The sequence below is a fragment of the Agrobacterium sp. genome, from assembly GCF_032092815.1.
GTDB lineage: Bacteria > Pseudomonadota > Alphaproteobacteria > Rhizobiales > Rhizobiaceae > Agrobacterium.
This window is the reverse complement of the sequence record NZ_DAMDBP010000045.1, coordinates 1-18,904: the sequence shown is the minus strand read 5'-3', so window position 1 is coordinate 18,904 and position 18,904 is coordinate 1. Positions and strand designations below refer to the sequence as shown.

The window sequence follows — 18,904 nt, the reverse complement described above, 5'->3', positions numbered from 1 at the left end:
GATCGCTTCATGAGAAGCATCCGCAGTCTTTAGGAGGATTATATGAAGACGACCGTTTCCGCCTTTCTTGGCGCTCTGGCGCTTGGCGTTTCTTTTGCAGGCATGGCGTCTGCGGCTGATACATCCGTATGCCTCATTACCAAAACAGACACGAACCCCTTCTTTGTGAAGATGAAGGAAGGTGCAACTGCGAAGGCCGAGGAACTTGGTGTTACCTTGAAAGCTTACGCAGGCAAGATCGACGGTGATTCCGAAAGCCAGGTTGCTGCCATCGAAACCTGCATCGCCGATGGTGCCAAGGGTATTTTGATCACTGCATCGGATACCAAGGGTATTGTGCCCGCCGTGCAGAAAGCGCGTGATGCTGGCCTGCTGGTCATTGCGCTCGACACACCGCTTGAGCCAATTGATGCGGCCGATTCCACATTTGCGACCGACAACCTGCTTGCCGGTGAATTGATCGGCAAATGGGCTGCTGCCACTTTGGGTGACAAGGCCAAGGATGCACGCATTGCCTTCCTCAACCTCACCCCATCGCAGCCAAGCGTGGATGTTCTGCGCAACCAGGGCTTCATGAAAGGTTTTGGCATTGATGTGAAAGACATCAACAAGATCGGTGATGAGGACGACGCGCGTATCGTCGGTCACGATGTGACCAACGGTAATGAAGAAGGCGGTCGTGCTGCCATGGAGAACCTGCTTCAGAAAGATCCGTCGATTAATGTGGTGCACACAATTAACGAACCTGCTGCAGCTGGCGCCTATGAAGCGCTGAAGGCGGTTGGTCGTGAAAAAGATGTCCTGCTAGTCTCCGTTGACGGTGGCTGCCCGGGTGTCAAGAACGTAGCCGAAGGCGTGATTGGTGCGACGTCGCAGCAATATCCGTTGGCGATGGCAGCTCTTGGCGTTGAGGCCGTCAAGAAGTTTGCCGACTCAGGCGAAAAACCAAAGCCAACCGAAGGCAAGACCTTCTTTGACACCGGCGTCACGTTGGTAACGGACAAACCAGTATCGGGTGTCGAATCCATCGATACCAAACAGGGCCTGGACAAGTGCTGGGGCTAATCGCCTGAGCAACATCCCGCGACAACAGGAAAGGTGCTGAAGCACCTTTCCTTCAATCTGCCGATGCCTTTTGCGCTTGTGAGGCTATTCACACCAAAAGGCGAAAAAATACGGGCAACCGGGGAGGAGTGGCATGGACGACCAGACGACAGGGCGTGCCCAACCGCACAATGAATTCGAAAAAGTGCTGACGGGCAGTTCTACGCAGCTTGCCGCATTCGACACACACGACAAGACGCCTATCGAAAAGATTCAACATTTTCTGCATTCCAGCCCTGCAGCCGTGCCGTTGATCGTTCTGGTCATGTCGTTGGCGATCTTTGGTTTGCTACTCGGCGGCAAGTTTTTTTCCGCCTTTTCGCTCACGCTTATTTTGCAGCAGGTGGCAATCGTCGGTATTGTCGGTGCGGCTCAATCTCTTGTCATTTTGACAGCTGGTATTGATCTGTCCGTCGGCGCGATCATGGTGCTGTCATCGGTTGTGATGGGGCAATTCACCTTCCGTTATGGCTTTCCGCCAACCGTATCGATTGCCTGCGGTTTTGCGGTAGGTGCCGCATGCGGTTATATCAATGGTTTTCTCGTGTCGCGCATGCGTTTGCCTCCCTTTATTGTCACGCTTGGCATGTGGCAGATCGTGCTTGCTGCCAACTTCCTCTATTCTGCCAATGAGACGATCCGCGCTCAGGATATTTCCCAGAACGCGCCGATTTTGCAGTTATTCGGCCAGAGCCTGCGTCTTGGCAATGCGGTGTTCACATACGGCGTGATCGTTATGGTGTTGCTGGTTGCTCTGCTCTGGTATGTGCTGAACCACACGGCCTGGGGCCGGCATGTCTATGCAGTGGGTGATGATCCTGATGCAGCCGAACTTGCCGGCGTTAACGTCAAACGCATGCTGATTTCGGTCTATACGCTATCCGGTGTCATCTGCGCACTTGCTGGATGGGCATTGATTGGACGCATCGGTTCAGTGTCGCCAACCGCTGGCCAGTTTGCCAATATCGAATCGATTACCGCCGTGGTGATCGGTGGCCTGTCCCTGTTTGGCGGACGTGGCTCCATTCTCGGCATGTTGTTTGGTGCGCTTATCGTCGGCGTATTTTCACTCGGTTTGCGCCTTATCGGCACTGACCCGCAGTGGACATATCTTCTTATCGGCGTGTTGATCATCACCGCCGTTGCTATCGACCAATGGATCAGAAAGGTAGCTGGCTGATGTCGAACGAACCCATTCTCACGGCCCGCGGCATCGTCAAACGTTATGGTCGTGTCACAGCGCTCGATCATGCAGACTTCGATCTTTATCCAGGTGAAATCCTTGCAGTCATCGGCGATAACGGTGCCGGGAAATCTTCGCTTATCAAGGCAATATCCGGCGCAATTTCGCCGGATGAAGGGGAAATCCGACTGGATGGTGAACTGGTCAACTTCAGGTCACCAATCGAAGCACGCAAAGCCGGCATCGAAACCGTGTATCAGAACCTTGCTTTGTCTCCGGCTCTGTCTATCGCGGACAACATGTTCCTCGGCCGCGAGATACGCAAGCCCGGCTTGCGTGGCAGTCTCCTGCGTACGCTGGACAGGCCAGCCATGGAGAATTTTGCCCGCGAAAAACTCTCTGAGCTTGGCCTGATGACCATTCAGAACATCAACCAGGCGGTGGAGACACTATCTGGCGGTCAGCGTCAAGGGGTGGCCGTGGCACGTGCTGCGGCATTCGGTTCCAAAGTCGTCATCCTGGATGAGCCGACAGCGGCGCTGGGTGTAAAAGAAAGCCGGCGTGTTCTGGAGCTTATACAGGAAGTTCGTGCCAGAGGTCTTCCCATCGTGCTGATTTCGCATAACATGCCGCATGTCTTTGAAGTCGCGGATCGTATCCACATCCATCGGCTTGGGCGGCGATTGTGCGTTATCAATCCGAAGGATTATTCCATGTCAGACGCGGTGGCTTTTATGACCGGAGCGCGCGAAGCGCCTAAGGATGCAGTAGCGGCATGACGCTGGAAAATCTGGTTGCCGAAATAATGAAACGCGCGGCTGACCGCCCGCGTTTCATTGTTGCCATTGCTGGTCCGCCCGGTGCGGGAAAATCAACCGTTTCCGAGGCTTTGCGGTCAGCACTTCTGGCAAAAGGGCAAAGTGCTGAAATATTGCCAATGGACGGTTTTCACCTGGATAACGGTCTGCTGGAGGCGAGGGGGCTTCTGCAGCGTAAGGGCGCGCCGGAGACTTTTGATGTCAGAGGATTTCTGGACATCGTCACGGCAGTTCGCAAGGCAGATCAGGAAGTTCTTGTGCCGGTTTTTGATCGATCGCGGGAGATTGCCATTGCTTCTGCTCGGGCGGTTGCAGCCGGGACGCGTTTCATTCTGGTTGAGGGCAATTACCTCTTGCTGAACGAGGAGCCCTGGAGCCGGCTTGATGGCTGTTTTGATTACACCGTCTTTATCGGTCCTGAGGCCGATGTCCTTCGAGATCGTTTGACACAACGCTGGAGCGAGATTGGCATGGATGCCGATGGCATTGCGCATAAGCTTTATGGCAATGATCTCCCTAATGGTGAGCGGGTTATCACCAATTCTCGACCCGCCGATTTGCGGGTCGAGGCATTTGAACTGTAAGCATGGTTGGGCCGAACCGGCTTTGGCAAAGCCGGTTCTTAAAGCCGTCCTTAATTTTCCGAAAAAATCGGATCCTTGACGAACTGGCCGCCCTGATAAAGTGAAAGCGGATCATCAGGTGCCGGGCGTGGCAGGGTCTTTTCAAGTTCAGCGCGATAGATCTCGGCATTGTCCTTGGGACGCCAGCCAAGATAGTCGGCCTGCGAGTTATTCCACCAGCGGCTGTCATTGTTGGAAACGCCCCAGATGATCGGGCATCCGAGAAGTGGCGCGCGAAACGCGCAATTGATCAATGACGCGAAGTCGTCATAGGACATCCAGCTGGACAGCATGCGGTAATTGACCGGTTTCTCAACGCAGCTGCCAATCCGCACCAGCGCTGTTTCCTGTCCGAATTTCTCAAAATACATCCGGGCCAGCGCTTCGCCGAAGCATTTGGAAACACCGTAGAGCCCATCGGGACGCATGGGCGCTGTTGCATCGATGTGCTGGTCCTGACGGTAGAAGCCGATCGTATGATTGGAGCTCGCAAAGATGATGCGTGGCTGGCCGTTGGCGCGTGCCGCTTCGTAGAGGTTGTAGAGCCCGAGAAGATTGGCGTTCAAGATCTTGGAAAATTTGTCTTCAACGGAAATGCCGCCAAGATGAATGATGCCATCGCACCCTTCGACCAGTTTGTGCACCGCCGCTGCGTCAGCAAGGTCGCAGCGCACAAAGCTCTCATTGGCCGCCAGATCACCCTGGATCTCGACAATATCGGAAAGACGCACTTCGTCCGCCATTTTGGCAAACCGTTCCCGCATGGCCCGTCCAAGTCCGCCGGCTGCTCCCGTTACCAGAAGTCGCTTCACAATCATTCCTCCCGTCATCAGCCCTGCCGGGCTGTATAATGATTTCATGTAATATCGCTTTAAAGTTATCATACATCTTGATAGAGTGCGGTCAACCAGTGTGATTGGTAAGTTGTGGGTTCTGTGTAATTTCTATGATAGCCAACCCGGAAATTGGCATTTGCATGAACGGGATAGTGAAAGAGGCGGGAATGAACACGCAGGGCAAAATAGAGGGCGGTGCAGGCACCTTGACGGAACGGCTGGGTGAAAACCTGCGTCAGGCGATTGCTGCGGGCCAATTTCCTCCAGGTACGAAACTGCCAAGTGAGGCACAGCTTGTCGAGGCGCATGGGGTCAGCCGAACCGTTGTGCGTGAAGCAATCGCGGCCTTGCGAGCAGACAAGCTTGTAGAGGCAAGGCGCGGGGCGGGGGTTTTTGTTCTGACGGCTCCAGCTGTAGGTGATAGCCTGTTGTCACTGCATGCCGTTGATCCTGCTCGTGTTTCTTCGATGATTGAGCTTTTGGAGTTGCGCACTGCTGTTGAAGTTGAGGCGGCCGGTTTGGCAGCGCTTCGTCGCTCTCCCGCGCAAGAAGAGGTTATTTTTGAGCGCCATCACGCAGTCCGCGCCTGTCTTGAGGCGGGCACATCCAGCTCTGAGGCTGATTTTGCGCTGCATATTGCCATCGCAGAGGCTGCGAACAACTCAAGATTCCGAGAATTTCTGACGATGATTGGCCGAAATGCCATTCCGCGTGCAGCGCTGAGCAGCGATGAGTCTGAGGCGGATCAGGCCGCCTATATCAAGCTTCTCGATGAAGAACATGATCGAATCGTTGTGGCCATTTCCAATGGGGATGAAGAGGCTGCAAGAGAAGCCATGCGCACGCATTTGCGCGGCAGTCAGGCGCGATACCGCGCTTTGCTGCGCGAACAACGAAAACATGTATGATAACTATTGACAGTTTTCCGACCTAGACGTATGACAAGTTAACTGAGTACGTAGAAAAGGAAATCAGTGATGAATCCGCAAGAAATCAAGGTCGCGCTTGGCTCGGGCCTGCTATCGTTCCCCGTCACGCACTTTGATGCCGAAGGCAAATTCCAGGCTGAAAGCTATCGTCGCCATGTTGAGTGGCTGTCTGGTTATGATGCTCCGGTGCTCTTCGCAGCCGGCGGCACCGGTGAGTTCTTCTCGCTGGCCCCGTCGGAAATTCCTGAAATTGTCCGCGCTGCCAAGGAAGCCTCTGGGAAGACTGCCATCGTTTCCGGTTGCGGTTACGGCACGGAAATGGCCATCGATCTGGCACGTTCCGTCGAGAAGGCTGGTGCTGACGGCATCCTGCTTCTGCCGCATTATCTGATCGATGCGCCGCAGGAAGGCCTCTATCAGCACGTCAAGCGCGTCTGCCAGTCGGTCGGTGTCGGTGTCATGGTTTATAACCGCGACAACTCCGTGCTGCAGGCTGACACATTGAAGCGCCTGTGTGATGAGTGCCCGAACCTTGTCGGTTTCAAGGACGGTACTGGTGATATCGGCCTCGTGCGCCAGATCAGCGCAACGATGGGTGATCGCCTAACCTATCTTGGTGGCATGCCGACCGCTGAACTGTTTGCCGAAGCCTATCTGGGTGCTGGTTTCACAACCTATTCTTCGGCCGTCTTCAACTTCGTGCCGGGTCTGGCTGTTGAATTCTACAATGCGCTGCGTGCCGGCGACCGCACGAAGTGCGAAACCATCCTCAAGGACTTCTTCTATCCGTTCATGGCTCTGCGCAGCCGTCGCAAGGGTTATGCGGTTTCGGCAGTCAAGGCCGGTGTTCGCCTTCAGGGCTTCGATGCCGGTAAGGTTCGTCCACCGCTTGATGACCTGACCAAGGAAGAAGAAGCAATTCTCGAAAAGCTCATCGGTACCTGGAAGCGCAGCGCATGAAAATAACAGCAGTCCGCAGACATCTGCTCGAACATCGTCTTTCGGTTCCTTTCGAAAGTGCTTCCATGCGCTTCGATCGTCGCCTGCATGTTCTGGTGGAAATCGTTTGTGATGATGGCACCATTGGCTGGGGTGAATGCCTTGGCCCTGCGAAAGCAAATGCTGCCGTTGTCGAGACCTATGCGGGCTGGCTGATTGGCGAAAACCCGCTCGAAACGGAAAAGCTCTGGGCGAAGCTCTATAATGCGCTTCGTGACCAGGGGCAGCGCGGTCTAACACTGACCGCGCTTTCCGGCATCGATATCGCCTTGTGGGATATCAAGGGCAAACACTTCGGTGTGCCCGTTTCTACATTGCTGGGTGGTCGTTTTCGTGAAACTGTCCGCGCTTACGCCACGGGCAGTTTCAAACGTGATGGCGTTAATCGCGTTGAGGACAATGCGAAGGAAGCCGCGCGCTACCGTGCGGAAGGTTTTCACGCCAGCAAGATCAAGATCGGTTTCGGCGTCGCCGAAGACCTTCAGGTCATTCGCGCCGTCCGTGAGGCCATTGGTCCTGATATGCGGCTGATGATTGATGCGAACCATGGGTATGGTGTTCTCGAAGCCATTGAACTTGGGCGCAAGGCTGCTGAATATAATATCGACTGGTTCGAAGAGCCCGTGGTGCCTGAACAGCTTGCAGCTTACCGCGAAGTGCGTGCCAAACAGCCTATTCCCGTTGCTGGCGGCGAAACCTGGCATAGCCGCTGGGGCATGAAAGAACCGCTTGAAACCCGCGCGGTTGATATCATCCAGCCTGACCTTTGTGGGGTTGGTGGCTTTACGGAAGCGCGCCGTGTAGCGGATTTTGCGTCCATTCATGGCGTTCGTGTTGTTCCTCATGTGTGGGGAACAGCAGTGCAGATCGCTGCAGCCTTGCAGTTCATGGCATCGATGGTACCAGACCCTGTTCGCACAAACCCTGTTGAGCCGATCCTTGAGTTTGACCGCACTGACAATCCTTATCGTCAGGCCATCGTCACAACACCGCTGGAACACGTCAACGGTGTTGTGAGCATTCCTAACGGCCCTGGTCTTGGTATTGAAATCAACCGTGACGCTCTGGCGGAATACCGCCTGAAGGAGGCGTAATATGGTTGTCCGTACCCTTTCCGGTCGCGCGCCGAAAATTACCATGCCTACAGGGGCTGTCGACACGCAGATGCACATGTATCTGCCAGGCTTCCCCGCTCTGCCGGGTGGGCCAGATTTGCCGGCGGGCGGCCTGCCTGATGCTGAGCAATATCGCCGTTTCATGAAATGGCTCGGTATTGACCGCGTCATCATCACCCAAGGCAACGCGCATCAGCGCGACAATGGCAATTTGATCGCTTGCCTGTCCGAGATGGGCGATGTGGCGCGCGGCGTCGCAGTGATATCGGGTGATACGACCGACAACGAGTTGGATAGTCTGGCGGAAGCCGGTGTGGTCGGTGCCCGTATCATGGATTTGCCGGGTGGCGCCGTTGGCCTTGACGCGCTTGAGCAGGTGGATGCCCGTGCTGCCGCCCGCAACTGGATGGTTGCCGTTCAGTTCGATGGCAGCAATATCGCAGAGCATGAGCAGCGACTGTCGGCCATCAAATCCCGTTGGGTGTTTGATCATCACGGCAAGTTCTTTTGTGGTGTGACACCGCAAAGTCCACAAATCGATGTTCTCAAACGTCTGATCGACAAGGGAAACTGCTGGTTCAAATTTGCCGGCGTTTATGAAACGGCCAAGAAACCAGGTCCAGATTATGCCGACGTCGCTGATGTGGCGCGCGCGATTGCTGCCTATGCACCAGAGCGTATCGTGTGGGGCACCAACTGGCCGCATAATCTGGCGAAAACAACTGCGGACTATCCCGACGATTCATTACTGACCGATACGGTCCTTGGCTGGTTTGCGGATGATGCAGCGCGCAAGCTGGCATTGGTTTCCAACCCGGAAACACTTTTCAATCTGCCTGCTTTTACTGCGGCATAGTTTTAACCGGCATACGCTGGGAGAGTGGAGGCTCCTGCGTGCTGAACCGAAAGACATGAAAGGCATTGCATACCCGCCCGAACGGGCAGGATGACAACGGACCCGGGACCGAGGGAAGGTCGGGCCGTTTTAACGGAGGAGGATGATAATGAAGAATATTGCTGGCATGCTTTGTGTTGCCATGGGTATTGCCCTTGGCGGTGTTTCGGCACAGGCGCAGGAAATCACCTTGCGCTCTGCGGACATTCACCCGGATGGTTATCCAACGGTCGAGGCCGTGAAATATATGGGTGAACTGCTATCCGAACGCACAAATGGCCGCATCAAGGTGCAGGTCATGAACAATGCTGTTCTGGGCGGTGAAAAAGACACCATCGAACAGACGCGCTTCGGTGTGATCGACATGAACCGCGTCAACGCGGCGCCGTTCAACAATCTCGTCAAGGAAACCACCGTTCTCGGCCTGCCATTCCTGTTCCGGTCGACCGAGCATATGCACAACACGGTTGACGGCCCGATTGGTGACGAGGTCCTGGCAGCTTTTGAACCGCACGGTCTTGTTGGCCTAGCATTTTATGATTCCGGTGCGCGTTCGTTCTACACCACGAAAAAGCCGATCGAGAAACTGGACGACCTCAAGGGTCTGAAAATCCGCGTTCAGCAGTCTGATCTGTGGATTGCTATGATGCAGGCCTTTGGCGCCAATCCAACCCCAATGCCAATGGGTGAGGTCTATTCCTCACTTGAAACAGGCGTTGTTGACGGTGCTGAAAACAACTGGCCGTCCTACGAGTCTGCTCGTCACTTCGAAGTGGCCAAGAACTACACACTCACGGAACATTCTCTCAACCCTGAAATCCTCGTCATCTCCAAGGTGTCCTGGGATAAGCTGTCGCCGGAAGACCAGACGCTTGTCCGCCAGGCTGCCAAGGATTCCGTTGGCAAGATGCGTGAACTGTGGAGCGCCCGTGAAAAGGCATCCGAAGAAAAGGTTCGTGCAGGTGGCGTCAATGTCATCAAGGTCAACAAGGAGGAGTTCGCTGCCGCGATGAAGCCGGTCTACGACAAGTTCGTAACCGATCCCAAGATGAAAGATCTTCTGGAACGTGTTCAGGCGGTTAAGTGAACAATCACGCGAAGAACCGGCTCTCAATAGAGCCGGTTTTTTTGCCTCCGGCGTTACATTGCCGGGATTGTGGAGGATGGGAACATGCGAAATTTTATGCGGGCGATACGCCCCGGTCTCGGTGCGCTTAACCGCGCGTCGCTTTATATTGCCGGTGTCGGTATGGTTTTGATGACGCTGATTATCGGCTGGCAGGTTTTCAGCCGCTATATACTCAATGACTCTCCAAGCTGGTCAGAACCTCTGTCCATTCATTTGATGGCATGGTTCATCATGCTCGGTGCGGCCGTCGGTGTGCGTGAAAGCGTGCATTTGGGCCTGGATATCGTGCGCTATCTGATGAAGCCTGGCGTTCAGAAAGTCATGGATCTGATCAGTTTGGGGCTCATCGTTTTTTTTGGTTGCGCTATGTCTTTCTACGGCCTGCAACTCTGCATGGGCACATGGTCTGCAACGATACCCGTATTGGGTTGGCCAGGAGGAGTGGACTTCTTTCCGCTGATTACCGGAGGCTGCCTAAATGGCCTATACTATTCTTTTCGGCGTCTTTGCCCTGCTGATGTTTATCGGCACACCCATCGCATTTTGTCTCGGCATTGCCTCACTTGCGACTGTTCTTTATCTCGGCCTGCCACCGATTGTCGTTTTTCAACAAATGAATTCGGGTATGAGCGTGTTTGCCATGATGGCAATCCCGTTCTTCATCTTTGCAGGCGACCTTATGGTTCGCGGTGGCATTGCGCATCGCCTTATCCGCTTTGCGGCAGGGCTTGTTGGTCACCTGCGTGGTGGTCTTGGTCAAGTGAATATTGTGGCTTCAACCTTATTCGGCGGCATTTCCGGTTCTGCCGTGGCTGATGCGTCTGCCGTTGGCGGTTTGATGATCCCCCAAATGGCCAAGCGTGGATATGACAGGGACTATGCGGTCAACGTCACTGTGAATTCTGCCATCATCGCCTTGATGATCCCGCCATCACACAACATGATCCTGTATTCGATCGCGGCTGGTGGTAATGTCTCGGTAGCCGATCTTTTTACCGCAGGGATTGTTCCAGGTTTCCTGTTGGCAGTTGCACTCATGGTGACAGCCTATATCGTTGCGCGTCGAAAAGGCTATCCTTCAGAACCGTTTCCGGGGTTTTCGAAGCTATTTTATTACCTGCTTGCATCGTTCCCGGGCATCTTGCTGATTGGTATTATATTTGGCGGCGTACGTTCCGGCATTTTTACCGCAACGGAAAGCTCTTGCATCGCCGTTCTCTACGCTTTCCTCGTTGCGATGTTGGTTTATCGCGAACTGAACTGGGAAGGATTTGTCGAGGCGGTCATGGGTGCCGTGCGTACAACTGCCATGGTGTTGCTGGTTATTGGTACTGCGGCGGCCTTCGGTTGGTTGATGGCCTTTCTGCAGGTGCAAACATTGATGATCAGCGCAATCAGCGCGATTTCAGACAATCCGATCATCGTATTGTTGGTCATTAATATCATTCTTCTGCTGCTGGGTACCTTCATGGACATGGCGCCGTTGGTGATTATTGCCACCCCGGTCTTGTTGCCTGTCGTCAAGGCATTCGGAATCGATCCCGTACACTTTGGTGTCGTCATGATCCTCAATGCAGGTATTGGTTTGAATACACCGCCAGTTGGAACCGTGTTGTTTGTCGGCTGTGCTGTCGGTGGCATTTCAATACGTGAGGCCATGCGCACGATTTGGCCGTTCTTTGGCGCCAGCGTTCTCGTATTGTTGGCGGTCACCTACATCCCGGCTCTATCGCTTTGGTTGCCAAGTCTCTTCAGGTGACAACGACGTGAAAAATAAAAGCGCCGCAAACTTGAGGTTTGCGGCGCATTTTATCAGGTGTCGTTGTATACCTTTATCTGGCGAGACTATTTCTCGTCTTTCTGGATCTCTTCCAAAACGGCCCCAGCTTCCAAGATGGCACAGACGATGTGGTAGAACGTGCTGGCCGGCGCGGGCTCATCGAGGATACCTCCGTCCTTTGTCCACTTGTCATACCACAAGCCTTTGACCGGCGTTTGCAGGAATGGCTGCAAAGCATCAAGCGCGCGGGACGTCGATGCGAGATAGCGCTGATGCTCTTCACCGTCACTGTTCAAAGCCAGTTGCAGCGAAGCTTTCAGCCACTCGGTTTGAGGCCATAGGCGAGCCAGACTATCTCTGACAGTAAAGTCGTCATAAAGACCCATGACCGCAACTTTTCGGTCGGGACATATTCCAAAGGTCTCGGCGATTTCAAAGAGTTTCCGGGCCTTGTTGCAAGCTGTACTGTTTTTACGTGACGATCCGTAACGCATCAGCAGCCAAGCCCATTCGAATTGATGGCCGGGTTCAACCACGCGGCCGGCCTCACCCGGCATCGGTTTCCAGTCGTGATCAAAAAATTCTCTTAAAGCGCCGCTGTTGGCATCGATGAAGCGCGTCATCGCCAGGTTGGCAATCTCATCGCACAATTTACCCCATGGGCCATCCGGATCGACGGTTTCCCATGCCTGCATGGCTTCGAAAAGATGCATGTGTGGGTTGGAACAGAGTGGTTGGCGTGGTGGATTTGCCTCTTCAAACCCGGCAACAGGATGTTTGTAATCGCTGATAAGGGCGTTCAGAATGCACAACGCCTTGTCACGCATTTCGCCTGCTTTATCGGGCGTTGAGACACAAATCTGGGCGCAGGCAAATATAGCGAATGCCTGATTGTAAAGATCAAAATCAGGGTCGATCAAAGTGCCTTCGGCGTCGGCCAGATTGCCGTAGAGACCGTTGTCCTTCCTGTAAACCTTATCAAACCAGTCCATGCCTTGGTTGCAGAGTTGCTGCCATGGGCCTTGCCATCCGGCAATGCCTGCGGCTGCAAAACAGTAACTTTGCCGGGGTTGAACCCGGGAACGGCGGTCGTCGGCAAGCATCGGTTTTCCGTCTTGGCCTACCCGCTCGAAAAAGCCGTTTCCATCAGGCGCCACACCAGTCTCTGCCCACAAAGGCAGGGCGGCGTTATCAAGCCAATGGCGCAATTCTGCAATGCGATGCTCAAGCGCATGAAAGCGGCCAGCCGGTGACGATAAGGTCATATCTATCCTTTTGATCTCGTGCCTCTTGTCATCTTAATGCTTCAGTATCAGGTTGGTTCACAGCTTAATTGTGATGCAGTTTGTGATTGCCACCGCTAATGTATTATACGAGTTGTGTCGATTACGGTGTTTTGTCATGAACATTTTTTACGTGTACGCATTTTGAGTATATGTTCAAAACTAGTTTCAAAGTGGACTGATTGGTATGAATGATATGACGGATAAAATTACCCCGGTGCTTCTGGCTGGAGGTTCGGGGTCAAGATTATGGCCCGTCTCTCGCGATCAACTCCCCAAGCAGTTCCAGCCTTTGGTTGGCAAGCTCTCCACATATCAGCAGACTTTGAAACGGGTATCCAGTCCCAAACTATACGCGTCACCCCTGGTCATTACCAATGAGGATTTCCGCTTTTTCGCCAAGCGGCAGGCGGAGGATGTTGGCGTTGATGCCACTGTTGTTCTCGAGCCTGCGAGGCGTGACAGCGCTGCCGCCATGGCCGTCGCCGCCGTGATGGCGGAGCGACGCGCTCCAGGTTCTTTGGTGCTGGCGCTGGCGGCCGACCACGTTGTGTTGGACGAAGGGCTGTTTTCCGATGCCGTAACACTTGGATGTGAAGCTGCTGCCAAAGGCAACATCGTGGTGTTTGGTCTGGTGCCGACAGAACCGCGCACCGCTTATGGCTATATCAACCCAGGCGAATTGTTTTCCGACAATGCCGATTTGCGCATTGTTGAAGCCTTTGTTGAAAAACCGAATGCCGAGACCGCAATTACCTATCTGCAAAAGGGCTATCTTTGGAACTCGGGTAATTTCCTGTTCCGTTCAGATGTGATGATTGCTGAATTGCGCGCCTTTTCGCCTGAGATTCTCGATGCCGTTGAAAAGGCGGTTGACCTGTCAAAACAGGATTTGGGGTTCGTGCGTCTCGATCAGGAGAGCTTCGAAGCCTCGCCGAAAAACTCGATCGACTATGCCGTTATCGAAAAGACCAAACGTATGGCAGTGGTGCGTGGTCATTTCCGCTGGTCGGATATCGGCAGTTGGGATGCAATCTGGGAAGTTGCGGACAAACAGCAAGGCGATAACGCCGTCGAAGGCGACGGGCTTGCCCTTGATTCCGAAGGGTGCCTTGTGCATTCGCATGGGCTTATGACGACGGTTGTTGGTGCCAAGGATCTTGTGGTCGTTTCCACCAAAGATGCCGTTCTGGTCGTGCCTAAAAACAAGACCCAGGCTGTCAAAGGCCTTGTTGAGCAGTTGAAGGCCGATGGCCGCAATGCCGAGACAGAGGTTCACACCCGCGCTTACCGTCCGTGGGGTTATGTCGAAAGCATGGATGACGGTGAACGGTTCGGCGTTCGGCGGACCATGCTGGATGCCGGCACGCGCACCTCCCTGCAGAAGCATATGCACCGCTCCGAACATCTGATTGTCGTGAAAGGCACGGCCAGTGTAACGATCGGCACGGAAACGCTGTTGTTGACTGAAAACCAGTCGATCTACATCCCGATTGGTGCGCTGCACCGAATTGCCAATGAAGGCCGCATTCCGCTCGAGATTATCGAGGTGCGCACCGGTGCATATCTCGGCGAGGATGACATCGTTCGTGTCGAGGATGATTACAAAAGAGATTGAAAACAGTTGCCTTCAGAACAAAGCCCCGGCCTGGACCGGGGCTTTGTTCCATGCGGTTTAGTTCTTTTCCTGGATGTGGGCTTCCAGAAACCACAGCGCCTTGTCGAGATCACGAGAGGCGGCCGTAAATATATCGGCGGTGTTTGCATCGCCTGCCTCGTCAGCATCATCGATTGCTTTGCGGACCATGTTGGCGACGTCGCCATACCGCTCGATCAGCGCCTGAAGGTGATCGTGGACGGGATAAATATCTGTCGGGTAAGCAGCCAGCTTCGTTGCAGAGGAAACGGCCTGCAAGCTGCCAAGCGCAGTGCCGCCCAACTGGACAACACGTTCTGCAATCGTATCACCATGGCCATCGAGCTGAGTGCGGAAGCCATCCAGCATTTCATGAACCGCGATGAATTGCGGGCCTTTCAGGTTCCAGTGCGCCTGTTTGGTGGCGAGCGCCAGATCGATCATGGAAGCAAGGGTCTCATTCAACAATGCGCTTACGGTTGTTTTGGCGTTTGAGGGCAGGTCATTTCTGGTCTTGTGGGTCTTCACGTCTGTCTTCCTTCTGTCGATAAGAGCGGTCAGAAATAGTGTCTCATGGAAACTTTATGGAGCTGGCAAGGTTCCGTCTTGTCTTAAAGCGCGATTGGAAATCGTGAAATTCTTCCAAAACAGTGATGTCGTCCGGTGTCTTATTGGTAAAATAGCCCGATGCGACGTCCATCGATGTCATGAATGGCGATCTGCCTGTCGTAGATCTCGTGCAGTGTAGCGGTATCGATAATCTCGTTCACTGTGCCGCTGCCCCACACCTTGCCGTCCCGCATGGCGATGATGTGATCGGAATACCAGGACGCAAAATTGATGTCGTGCAACACCAGTACGACGGTCTTTTTCAGCTCGTCCGCTGCCTTGCGCAGAATCTTCATCATCGCACTGGCGTGCTTCATATCGAGATTGTTCAGTGGTTCGTCCAATAGCACATAATCGGTGTCCTGGCATAAAACCATCGCGACAAAGGCACGCTGGCGTTGGCCACCGGATAATTCGTCCAGAAAGCGGTCAGCGAGCGGCTCGAGATTAAGATATTGCATGGCTTTGTCGACATGCACTTTTTCATCGAGGGTTGGACGCCCCTTGGAGTAGGGGTATCTGCCAAAGGTCACCAGATCCCGCACGGTCAAGCGTGAGGAAATGTGGTTGTCCTGACGCAGGATCGAGAGACGCCGCGCGAGCTGGTCGCTTTGTGTTGTCGTCACATCCATGCCATCGACAGTGACGGTTCCCTTATCCATGGCCATCAGGCGTGCGACGATCGACAGAAGCGTCGATTTTCCTGCGCCATTCGGGCCAATGATTGAGGTTAGGCCGCCGACGGGAATGGTGATGGACACATCGTCAACCACGAGCGTGTTGCCGTAGGATTTGCTGACCTTGTTGGTGACGATCATCGCGCACCCCGTTTGAGAATGAGAACAATAAAGACGATGCCACCGAGAAACTCGATGACGATGGAAAGCGCAGTATCAAAGGCAAAGATCCGCTCGAGGATCACCTGACCACCAACCACGCAGACGATGCTGATCAGAATGGCGGCCGGCAGAATGTGGACATGTTTGCCGGATCCCGTAACGTAATTGGCGAGAGCTGCGACCAGCAAACCGAAGAACATTACCGGCCCGACAAGCGCCGTTGAAACTGCAATCAATATGGAAATCAGCACCAGAAGAGCGGTGACAACACGTTTATGGGCGACCCCAAGGCTGATAGCAGCCGGCCGCCCAAGCGACAGCACATCGAATGTATGGAAGAGCCGCAACCCGGCGATGCTCGCCAGCCCGACAATGACTGCGGAAATGGCGAGCAGGGTGGTGTCTATCGTATTGAAGCTGGCAAACAATGTGTCCTGCAGCACCATGAATTCGTTGGGGTCCAATACGCGCTGCATGAAGCTGGACAGGCTGCGAAACAGAACACCAAAGATAATGCCGACCAGCACCAGCAGATGCAGGCTTCGCTCACCGCCAGAAAACAGCCAGCGAAACAGAATGCCGGCAAATATCACCAACAGCAGTGTTTCTCCGATAAAGCGCAGGCGCGGGTCTATCATGACAACTTCGGACGATCCGAATGCAAAGATCATAAAGGTGTGTACCAGCACAAACAGGGAATCGAACCCCATGACAGCTGGCGTCAGAATGCGATTGTTCGTAACCGTCTGGAACATGACGGTGGACACCGCGATCGCATAAGCAACCAGCAAAAGGGCCGCGAGTTTTATGCCGCGAAATTTCAGCACGAAGGCCCAGCTTCCCTTGGCGCCGAGTGTCATGAATGCGGCAACAGACAGTAATGCCAATACCAACAGCACAACAAGCGTGATTGTAGAGCGTTTCTGCTGCAATTCAGTGGGCATGGTCACGTTTCCGCAGCAACAAATACAGGAATAGGGCGCTTCCGATGACGCCAACCACCGTGCCAATCGGGATTTCATAGGGCGCGCGGATGGTTCTGCCAACGATGTCACATGCCAGCACGAAGATTGCACCCAGTGTCGCGACCCATGGAACAGAGCGGCGCATGTTGTCGCCAATCATCAAGCTGACGATGTTGGGGACGATCAACCCCAAAAACGGGATCATGCCTACTGTCACCACCACGACGGCGGAAACCAGCGAAACGATGACAAGGCCAAATGTTACAACCCGGCGGTAATTGAGGCCGAGATTGGTGGTAAAGTCACGCCCCATGCCTGCGACGGTAAAACGGTCTGCAGCCAGATATGCGGCGATTGCAAAACAGAAACCGATCCACAAAAGCTCATAACGCCCGCGCAGAACACCGGAAAAATCTCCCGTCGTCCAGGCCAGCAAGGATTGGGTTAGTTCGTAGCGATAGGCAAAAAACGCAGTGATCGCACTGATAATGCCGCCGAGCATGATGCCGATTAGCGGCACGAGCAGCATGTCCCGCAGTGGAATTTCGCGCAGGATACGCAGGAAAAGGGCGGTTCCAGTCAGAGCAAAGACCGCAGCCACCAGCATTTTGCCAAAAATCGGCGTCTGCGGTGCCAGTAAGGTCACAACCAGCAGGCCAAGGCTGGCGGACTCAATGGTGCCGGCTGTTGAGGGTTCGACAAAACGATTGCGAACCAGCATCTGCATGATGAGCCCGGCAATGGCCATGGAGCTGCCGGCAAGAATGAGGGCCAGTGTGCGCGGGATGCGGCTGACCAAAAGTACCTGGACGGCGCGCGCTTCCGTATCCGACGACATCAATGTCGTCAGCGACACATTGCTGACCCCGATGAACAGGCTGGTAATCGCCAACACCAAAGCTGCAAGCAAGGCAAGAGCCAGATATTTCAATGCATTGTCCTAAAGCGCGAACAGCTCCCGACGACATCTTGTCATCGGGAGCTTGAAAAAGTGGGCTGTATTACTTCTTTTCGGAAACGGCCTTGTAAACCTGATCGATCAGCGTGGTGAGGGCGGTGTAACCGCTGCTGACGATGTAGGCTGCCTGCGGGTCGAGATAAACGATCTGGCCTTTTTTCCACGCGGTGGTCTGGTGAACGAGCTCGTTATCGAGAACCTGCTGGGCTGCATTTCCACCTTTTGCGTTGCCGACGCCAGCATCGCGATCAACCACAAAAAGCCAATCCGGGTTCACTTCCAGCAGATATTCAAATGACACGATGTCACCGCCGTGGAAGCGGTCATCGATATCTTCTGCGACGGTTTTAAAACCGACTTCCTTGTGCAACCAGCCCACACGGGAATTGGGGCCGTATGCGCCAATCTTGCCAGCATTGGTAACAAGGATCATGGCGCGGCCGGCATCTGCGGCCACAGCTTTCAGGGCCGCAATCTTCTCATCGATCGTTGCGTCCAGTTTTGCGGCTTCTGCATCCTTGCCGAACACCTTGCCGAGTGTGACGATGTTGGCCTTGGTGCTGGCAATGTAATTCTTGGCGTCAACCGTCATGTCCAAGGCCGGCAAAATTGCTGACACCTCTGGATATTTGGCGCGCGAACGGCCACCGACGATTGCAAGATCAGCTTCTGCTGCATTGATGGCTTCGTAATCCGGCTCAAACAGCGTGCCGACCTTCAGATATTTCGCATCCGAATATTTGGAAAGATAAGTGGGTAAGTTGGAGCTGAGTACGCCAGCTGGTTCAACGCCCAGCGCGTCCATTGTATCCAGTGAGGGAACATCAAGCACCAGTACTTTCTGCGGCACGCCTTTAAGAACAGTCTCGCCCTGGGCATGCTTGATGATGATGTCCTGTGCACTGGCTGCAAGTGCACTGAGCCCGAATGCTGCGAAAGCAAACAGGTGGGCAGGGCGAAACAAGTTTATGGTCACGGGAATGTCCTTTGTCGTCACGTAATGAAAAGTGCCCAAACGATGTGGCGGCACGCATTAATATGATACCTTTGGTCACCTTTAGCTGGCCGTGTTTGTGATGTCAAAATACGTAATTTAGAGAATTTCTAAATTTCTCTGCCGTTAATTTATGGAAGACGCATATGATGCACTAGGTGTTTGGTCCCAACATGTCATGGCTTGGGGTTCGAATGAAGATTTCCGGC

18 protein-coding genes and 1 pseudogene are annotated in these 18,904 nt (G+C 54.0%); 12 read left to right on the top strand and 7 right to left on the bottom strand.

Annotation, left to right across the window (positions count from 1 at the left end; translation table 11 throughout):
* Positions 1-42 precede the first annotated feature (42 nt).
* The 4 genes from RT613_RS20025 (at position 43) to RT613_RS20010 (ending at position 3,689) form a co-directional block, all read left to right on the top strand.
* On the top strand, positions 43-1,065 hold the full coding sequence (locus RT613_RS20025; protein ID WP_313618144.1) for a sugar ABC transporter substrate-binding protein: 1,023 nt from the start codon (positions 43-45) through the stop codon (positions 1,063-1,065).
* A gap of 133 nt (positions 1,066-1,198) precedes the next feature.
* On the top strand, positions 1,199-2,284 hold the full coding sequence (locus RT613_RS20020) for an ABC transporter permease (RefSeq protein ID WP_313618143.1): 1,086 nt from the start codon (positions 1,199-1,201) through the stop codon (positions 2,282-2,284).
* The gene (locus RT613_RS20015; protein WP_313618142.1) at positions 2,284-3,066 is read left to right on the top strand and encodes an ATP-binding cassette domain-containing protein; all 783 of its coding nucleotides are present in this window, start codon (positions 2,284-2,286) and stop codon (positions 3,064-3,066) included. The genes RT613_RS20020 and RT613_RS20015 overlap by 1 nt, the downstream gene beginning before the upstream one ends.
* The gene (locus RT613_RS20010) at positions 3,063-3,689 is read left to right on the top strand and encodes a nucleoside triphosphate hydrolase (RefSeq protein ID WP_313618141.1); all 627 of its coding nucleotides are present in this window, start codon (positions 3,063-3,065) and stop codon (positions 3,687-3,689) included. The genes RT613_RS20015 and RT613_RS20010 overlap by 4 nt, the downstream gene beginning before the upstream one ends.
* A gap of 50 nt (positions 3,690-3,739) precedes the next feature.
* On the opposite strand, the gene RT613_RS20005 is transcribed toward RT613_RS20010, so the two are convergent.
* Positions 3,740-4,540: an NAD(P)-dependent oxidoreductase gene (locus RT613_RS20005; protein WP_313618140.1), complete on the bottom strand. Its 801-nt coding sequence runs from the start codon at positions 4,538-4,540 to the stop codon at positions 3,740-3,742.
* 191 nt (positions 4,541-4,731) lie between these two features.
* On the opposite strand from RT613_RS20005, the gene RT613_RS20000 reads away from it, so the two are divergent.
* The 7 genes and pseudogenes from RT613_RS20000 to RT613_RS19970 all read left to right on the top strand — a co-directional run bounded on the left by RT613_RS20000 (position 4,732) and on the right by RT613_RS19970 (position 11,390).
* A complete protein-coding gene (locus tag RT613_RS20000; RefSeq protein ID WP_313618139.1) occupies positions 4,732-5,472 on the top strand; it encodes a FadR/GntR family transcriptional regulator in 741 nt (246 codons plus the stop codon).
* Between the two features lie 69 nt (positions 5,473-5,541).
* On the top strand, positions 5,542-6,453 hold the full coding sequence (gene kdgD / locus RT613_RS19995) for a 5-dehydro-4-deoxyglucarate dehydratase (protein WP_313618138.1): 912 nt from the start codon (positions 5,542-5,544) through the stop codon (positions 6,451-6,453).
* Complete coding sequence (locus RT613_RS19990; protein ID WP_313618137.1) at positions 6,450-7,586, top strand: mandelate racemase/muconate lactonizing enzyme family protein; 1,137 nt, start codon at positions 6,450-6,452, stop codon at positions 7,584-7,586. Before kdgD ends, RT613_RS19990 begins: the two co-directional genes overlap by 4 nt.
* Position 7,587: 1 nt before the next feature.
* Positions 7,588-8,463 carry an amidohydrolase family protein gene (locus tag RT613_RS19985; RefSeq protein WP_313618136.1) on the top strand — a complete coding sequence of 292 codons (876 nt, stop codon included), beginning with the start codon at positions 7,588-7,590 and terminating at the stop codon, positions 8,461-8,463.
* A gap of 148 nt (positions 8,464-8,611) precedes the next feature.
* Positions 8,612-9,589, top strand: a complete 978-nt coding sequence (locus RT613_RS19980) for a TRAP transporter substrate-binding protein (protein WP_313618135.1) — start codon at positions 8,612-8,614, stop codon at positions 9,587-9,589.
* A gap of 84 nt (positions 9,590-9,673) precedes the next feature.
* A pseudogene (locus RT613_RS19975) lies at positions 9,674-10,057 on the top strand (TRAP transporter small permease); the annotation flags it as partial.
* A gap of 52 nt (positions 10,058-10,109) precedes the next feature.
* A complete protein-coding gene (locus RT613_RS19970; RefSeq protein ID WP_313618134.1) occupies positions 10,110-11,390 on the top strand; it encodes a TRAP transporter large permease in 1,281 nt (426 codons plus the stop codon).
* 86 nt (positions 11,391-11,476) lie between these two features.
* Here RT613_RS19970 and RT613_RS19965 read toward each other — a convergent pair whose 3' ends face one another.
* Positions 11,477-12,676, bottom strand: coding sequence for an AGE family epimerase/isomerase (locus tag RT613_RS19965; RefSeq protein WP_313618133.1), 1,200 nt, complete (start codon positions 12,674-12,676; stop codon positions 11,477-11,479).
* Positions 12,677-12,881: 205 nt separating this feature from the next.
* Between RT613_RS19965 and RT613_RS19960 the strand changes: the two genes are divergently transcribed.
* Complete coding sequence (locus tag RT613_RS19960) at positions 12,882-14,312, top strand: mannose-1-phosphate guanylyltransferase/mannose-6-phosphate isomerase (RefSeq protein ID WP_313618132.1); 1,431 nt, start codon at positions 12,882-12,884, stop codon at positions 14,310-14,312.
* Between the two features lie 57 nt (positions 14,313-14,369).
* Here the strand turns inward: RT613_RS19960 and dps are convergent, their stop codons facing one another.
* From dps to RT613_RS19935, 5 genes are all read right to left on the bottom strand, one after another.
* A complete protein-coding gene (gene dps, locus RT613_RS19955; protein WP_313618131.1) occupies positions 14,370-14,858 on the bottom strand; it encodes a DNA starvation/stationary phase protection protein Dps in 489 nt (162 codons plus the stop codon).
* A 140-nt stretch (positions 14,859-14,998) separates the two neighbouring features.
* Positions 14,999-15,757 (bottom strand): ABC transporter ATP-binding protein, encoded by a 759-nt coding sequence (locus RT613_RS19950; protein WP_313618130.1) that lies wholly within the window; start codon positions 15,755-15,757, stop codon positions 14,999-15,001.
* Entirely contained in the window at positions 15,754-16,722 is a 969-nt protein-coding gene (locus RT613_RS19945; RefSeq protein WP_313618129.1) for an iron chelate uptake ABC transporter family permease subunit, read from the bottom strand. The genes RT613_RS19950 and RT613_RS19945 overlap by 4 nt, the downstream gene beginning before the upstream one ends.
* On the bottom strand, positions 16,712-17,674 hold the full coding sequence (locus RT613_RS19940; RefSeq protein ID WP_313618128.1) for an ABC transporter permease: 963 nt from the start codon (positions 17,672-17,674) through the stop codon (positions 16,712-16,714). Before RT613_RS19940 ends, RT613_RS19945 begins: the two co-directional genes overlap by 11 nt.
* 70 nt (positions 17,675-17,744) lie before the next feature.
* The gene (locus RT613_RS19935) at positions 17,745-18,677 is read right to left on the bottom strand and encodes a siderophore ABC transporter substrate-binding protein (protein ID WP_313618127.1); all 933 of its coding nucleotides are present in this window, start codon (positions 18,675-18,677) and stop codon (positions 17,745-17,747) included.
* Positions 18,678-18,904 lie beyond the last annotated feature (227 nt).

Coding starts and splice junctions, on each gene's coding strand:
- RT613_RS20025 (WP_313618144.1), top strand. CDS start 43: ATGAAGACGACCGTTTCCGCCTTTCTTGGCGCTCTGGCGCTTGGCGTT.
- RT613_RS20020 (WP_313618143.1), top strand. CDS start 1,199: ATGGACGACCAGACGACAGGGCGTGCCCAACCGCACAATGAATTCGAA.
- RT613_RS20015 (WP_313618142.1), top strand. CDS start 2,284: ATGTCGAACGAACCCATTCTCACGGCCCGCGGCATCGTCAAACGTTAT.
- RT613_RS20010 (WP_313618141.1), top strand. CDS start 3,063: ATGACGCTGGAAAATCTGGTTGCCGAAATAATGAAACGCGCGGCTGAC.
- RT613_RS20000 (WP_313618139.1), top strand. CDS start 4,732: ATGAACACGCAGGGCAAAATAGAGGGCGGTGCAGGCACCTTGACGGAA.
- kdgD (WP_313618138.1), top strand. CDS start 5,542: ATGAATCCGCAAGAAATCAAGGTCGCGCTTGGCTCGGGCCTGCTATCG.
- RT613_RS19990 (WP_313618137.1), top strand. CDS start 6,450: ATGAAAATAACAGCAGTCCGCAGACATCTGCTCGAACATCGTCTTTCG.
- RT613_RS19985 (WP_313618136.1), top strand. CDS start 7,588: ATGGTTGTCCGTACCCTTTCCGGTCGCGCGCCGAAAATTACCATGCCT.
- RT613_RS19980 (WP_313618135.1), top strand. CDS start 8,612: ATGAAGAATATTGCTGGCATGCTTTGTGTTGCCATGGGTATTGCCCTT.
- RT613_RS19970 (WP_313618134.1), top strand. CDS start 10,110: ATGGCCTATACTATTCTTTTCGGCGTCTTTGCCCTGCTGATGTTTATC.
- RT613_RS19965 (WP_313618133.1), bottom strand. CDS start 12,676: ATGACCTTATCGTCACCGGCTGGCCGCTTTCATGCGCTTGAGCATCGC.
- RT613_RS19960 (WP_313618132.1), top strand. CDS start 12,882: ATGAATGATATGACGGATAAAATTACCCCGGTGCTTCTGGCTGGAGGT.
- RT613_RS19950 (WP_313618130.1), bottom strand. CDS start 15,757: ATGATCGTCACCAACAAGGTCAGCAAATCCTACGGCAACACGCTCGTG.
- RT613_RS19945 (WP_313618129.1), bottom strand. CDS start 16,722: ATGCCCACTGAATTGCAGCAGAAACGCTCTACAATCACGCTTGTTGTG.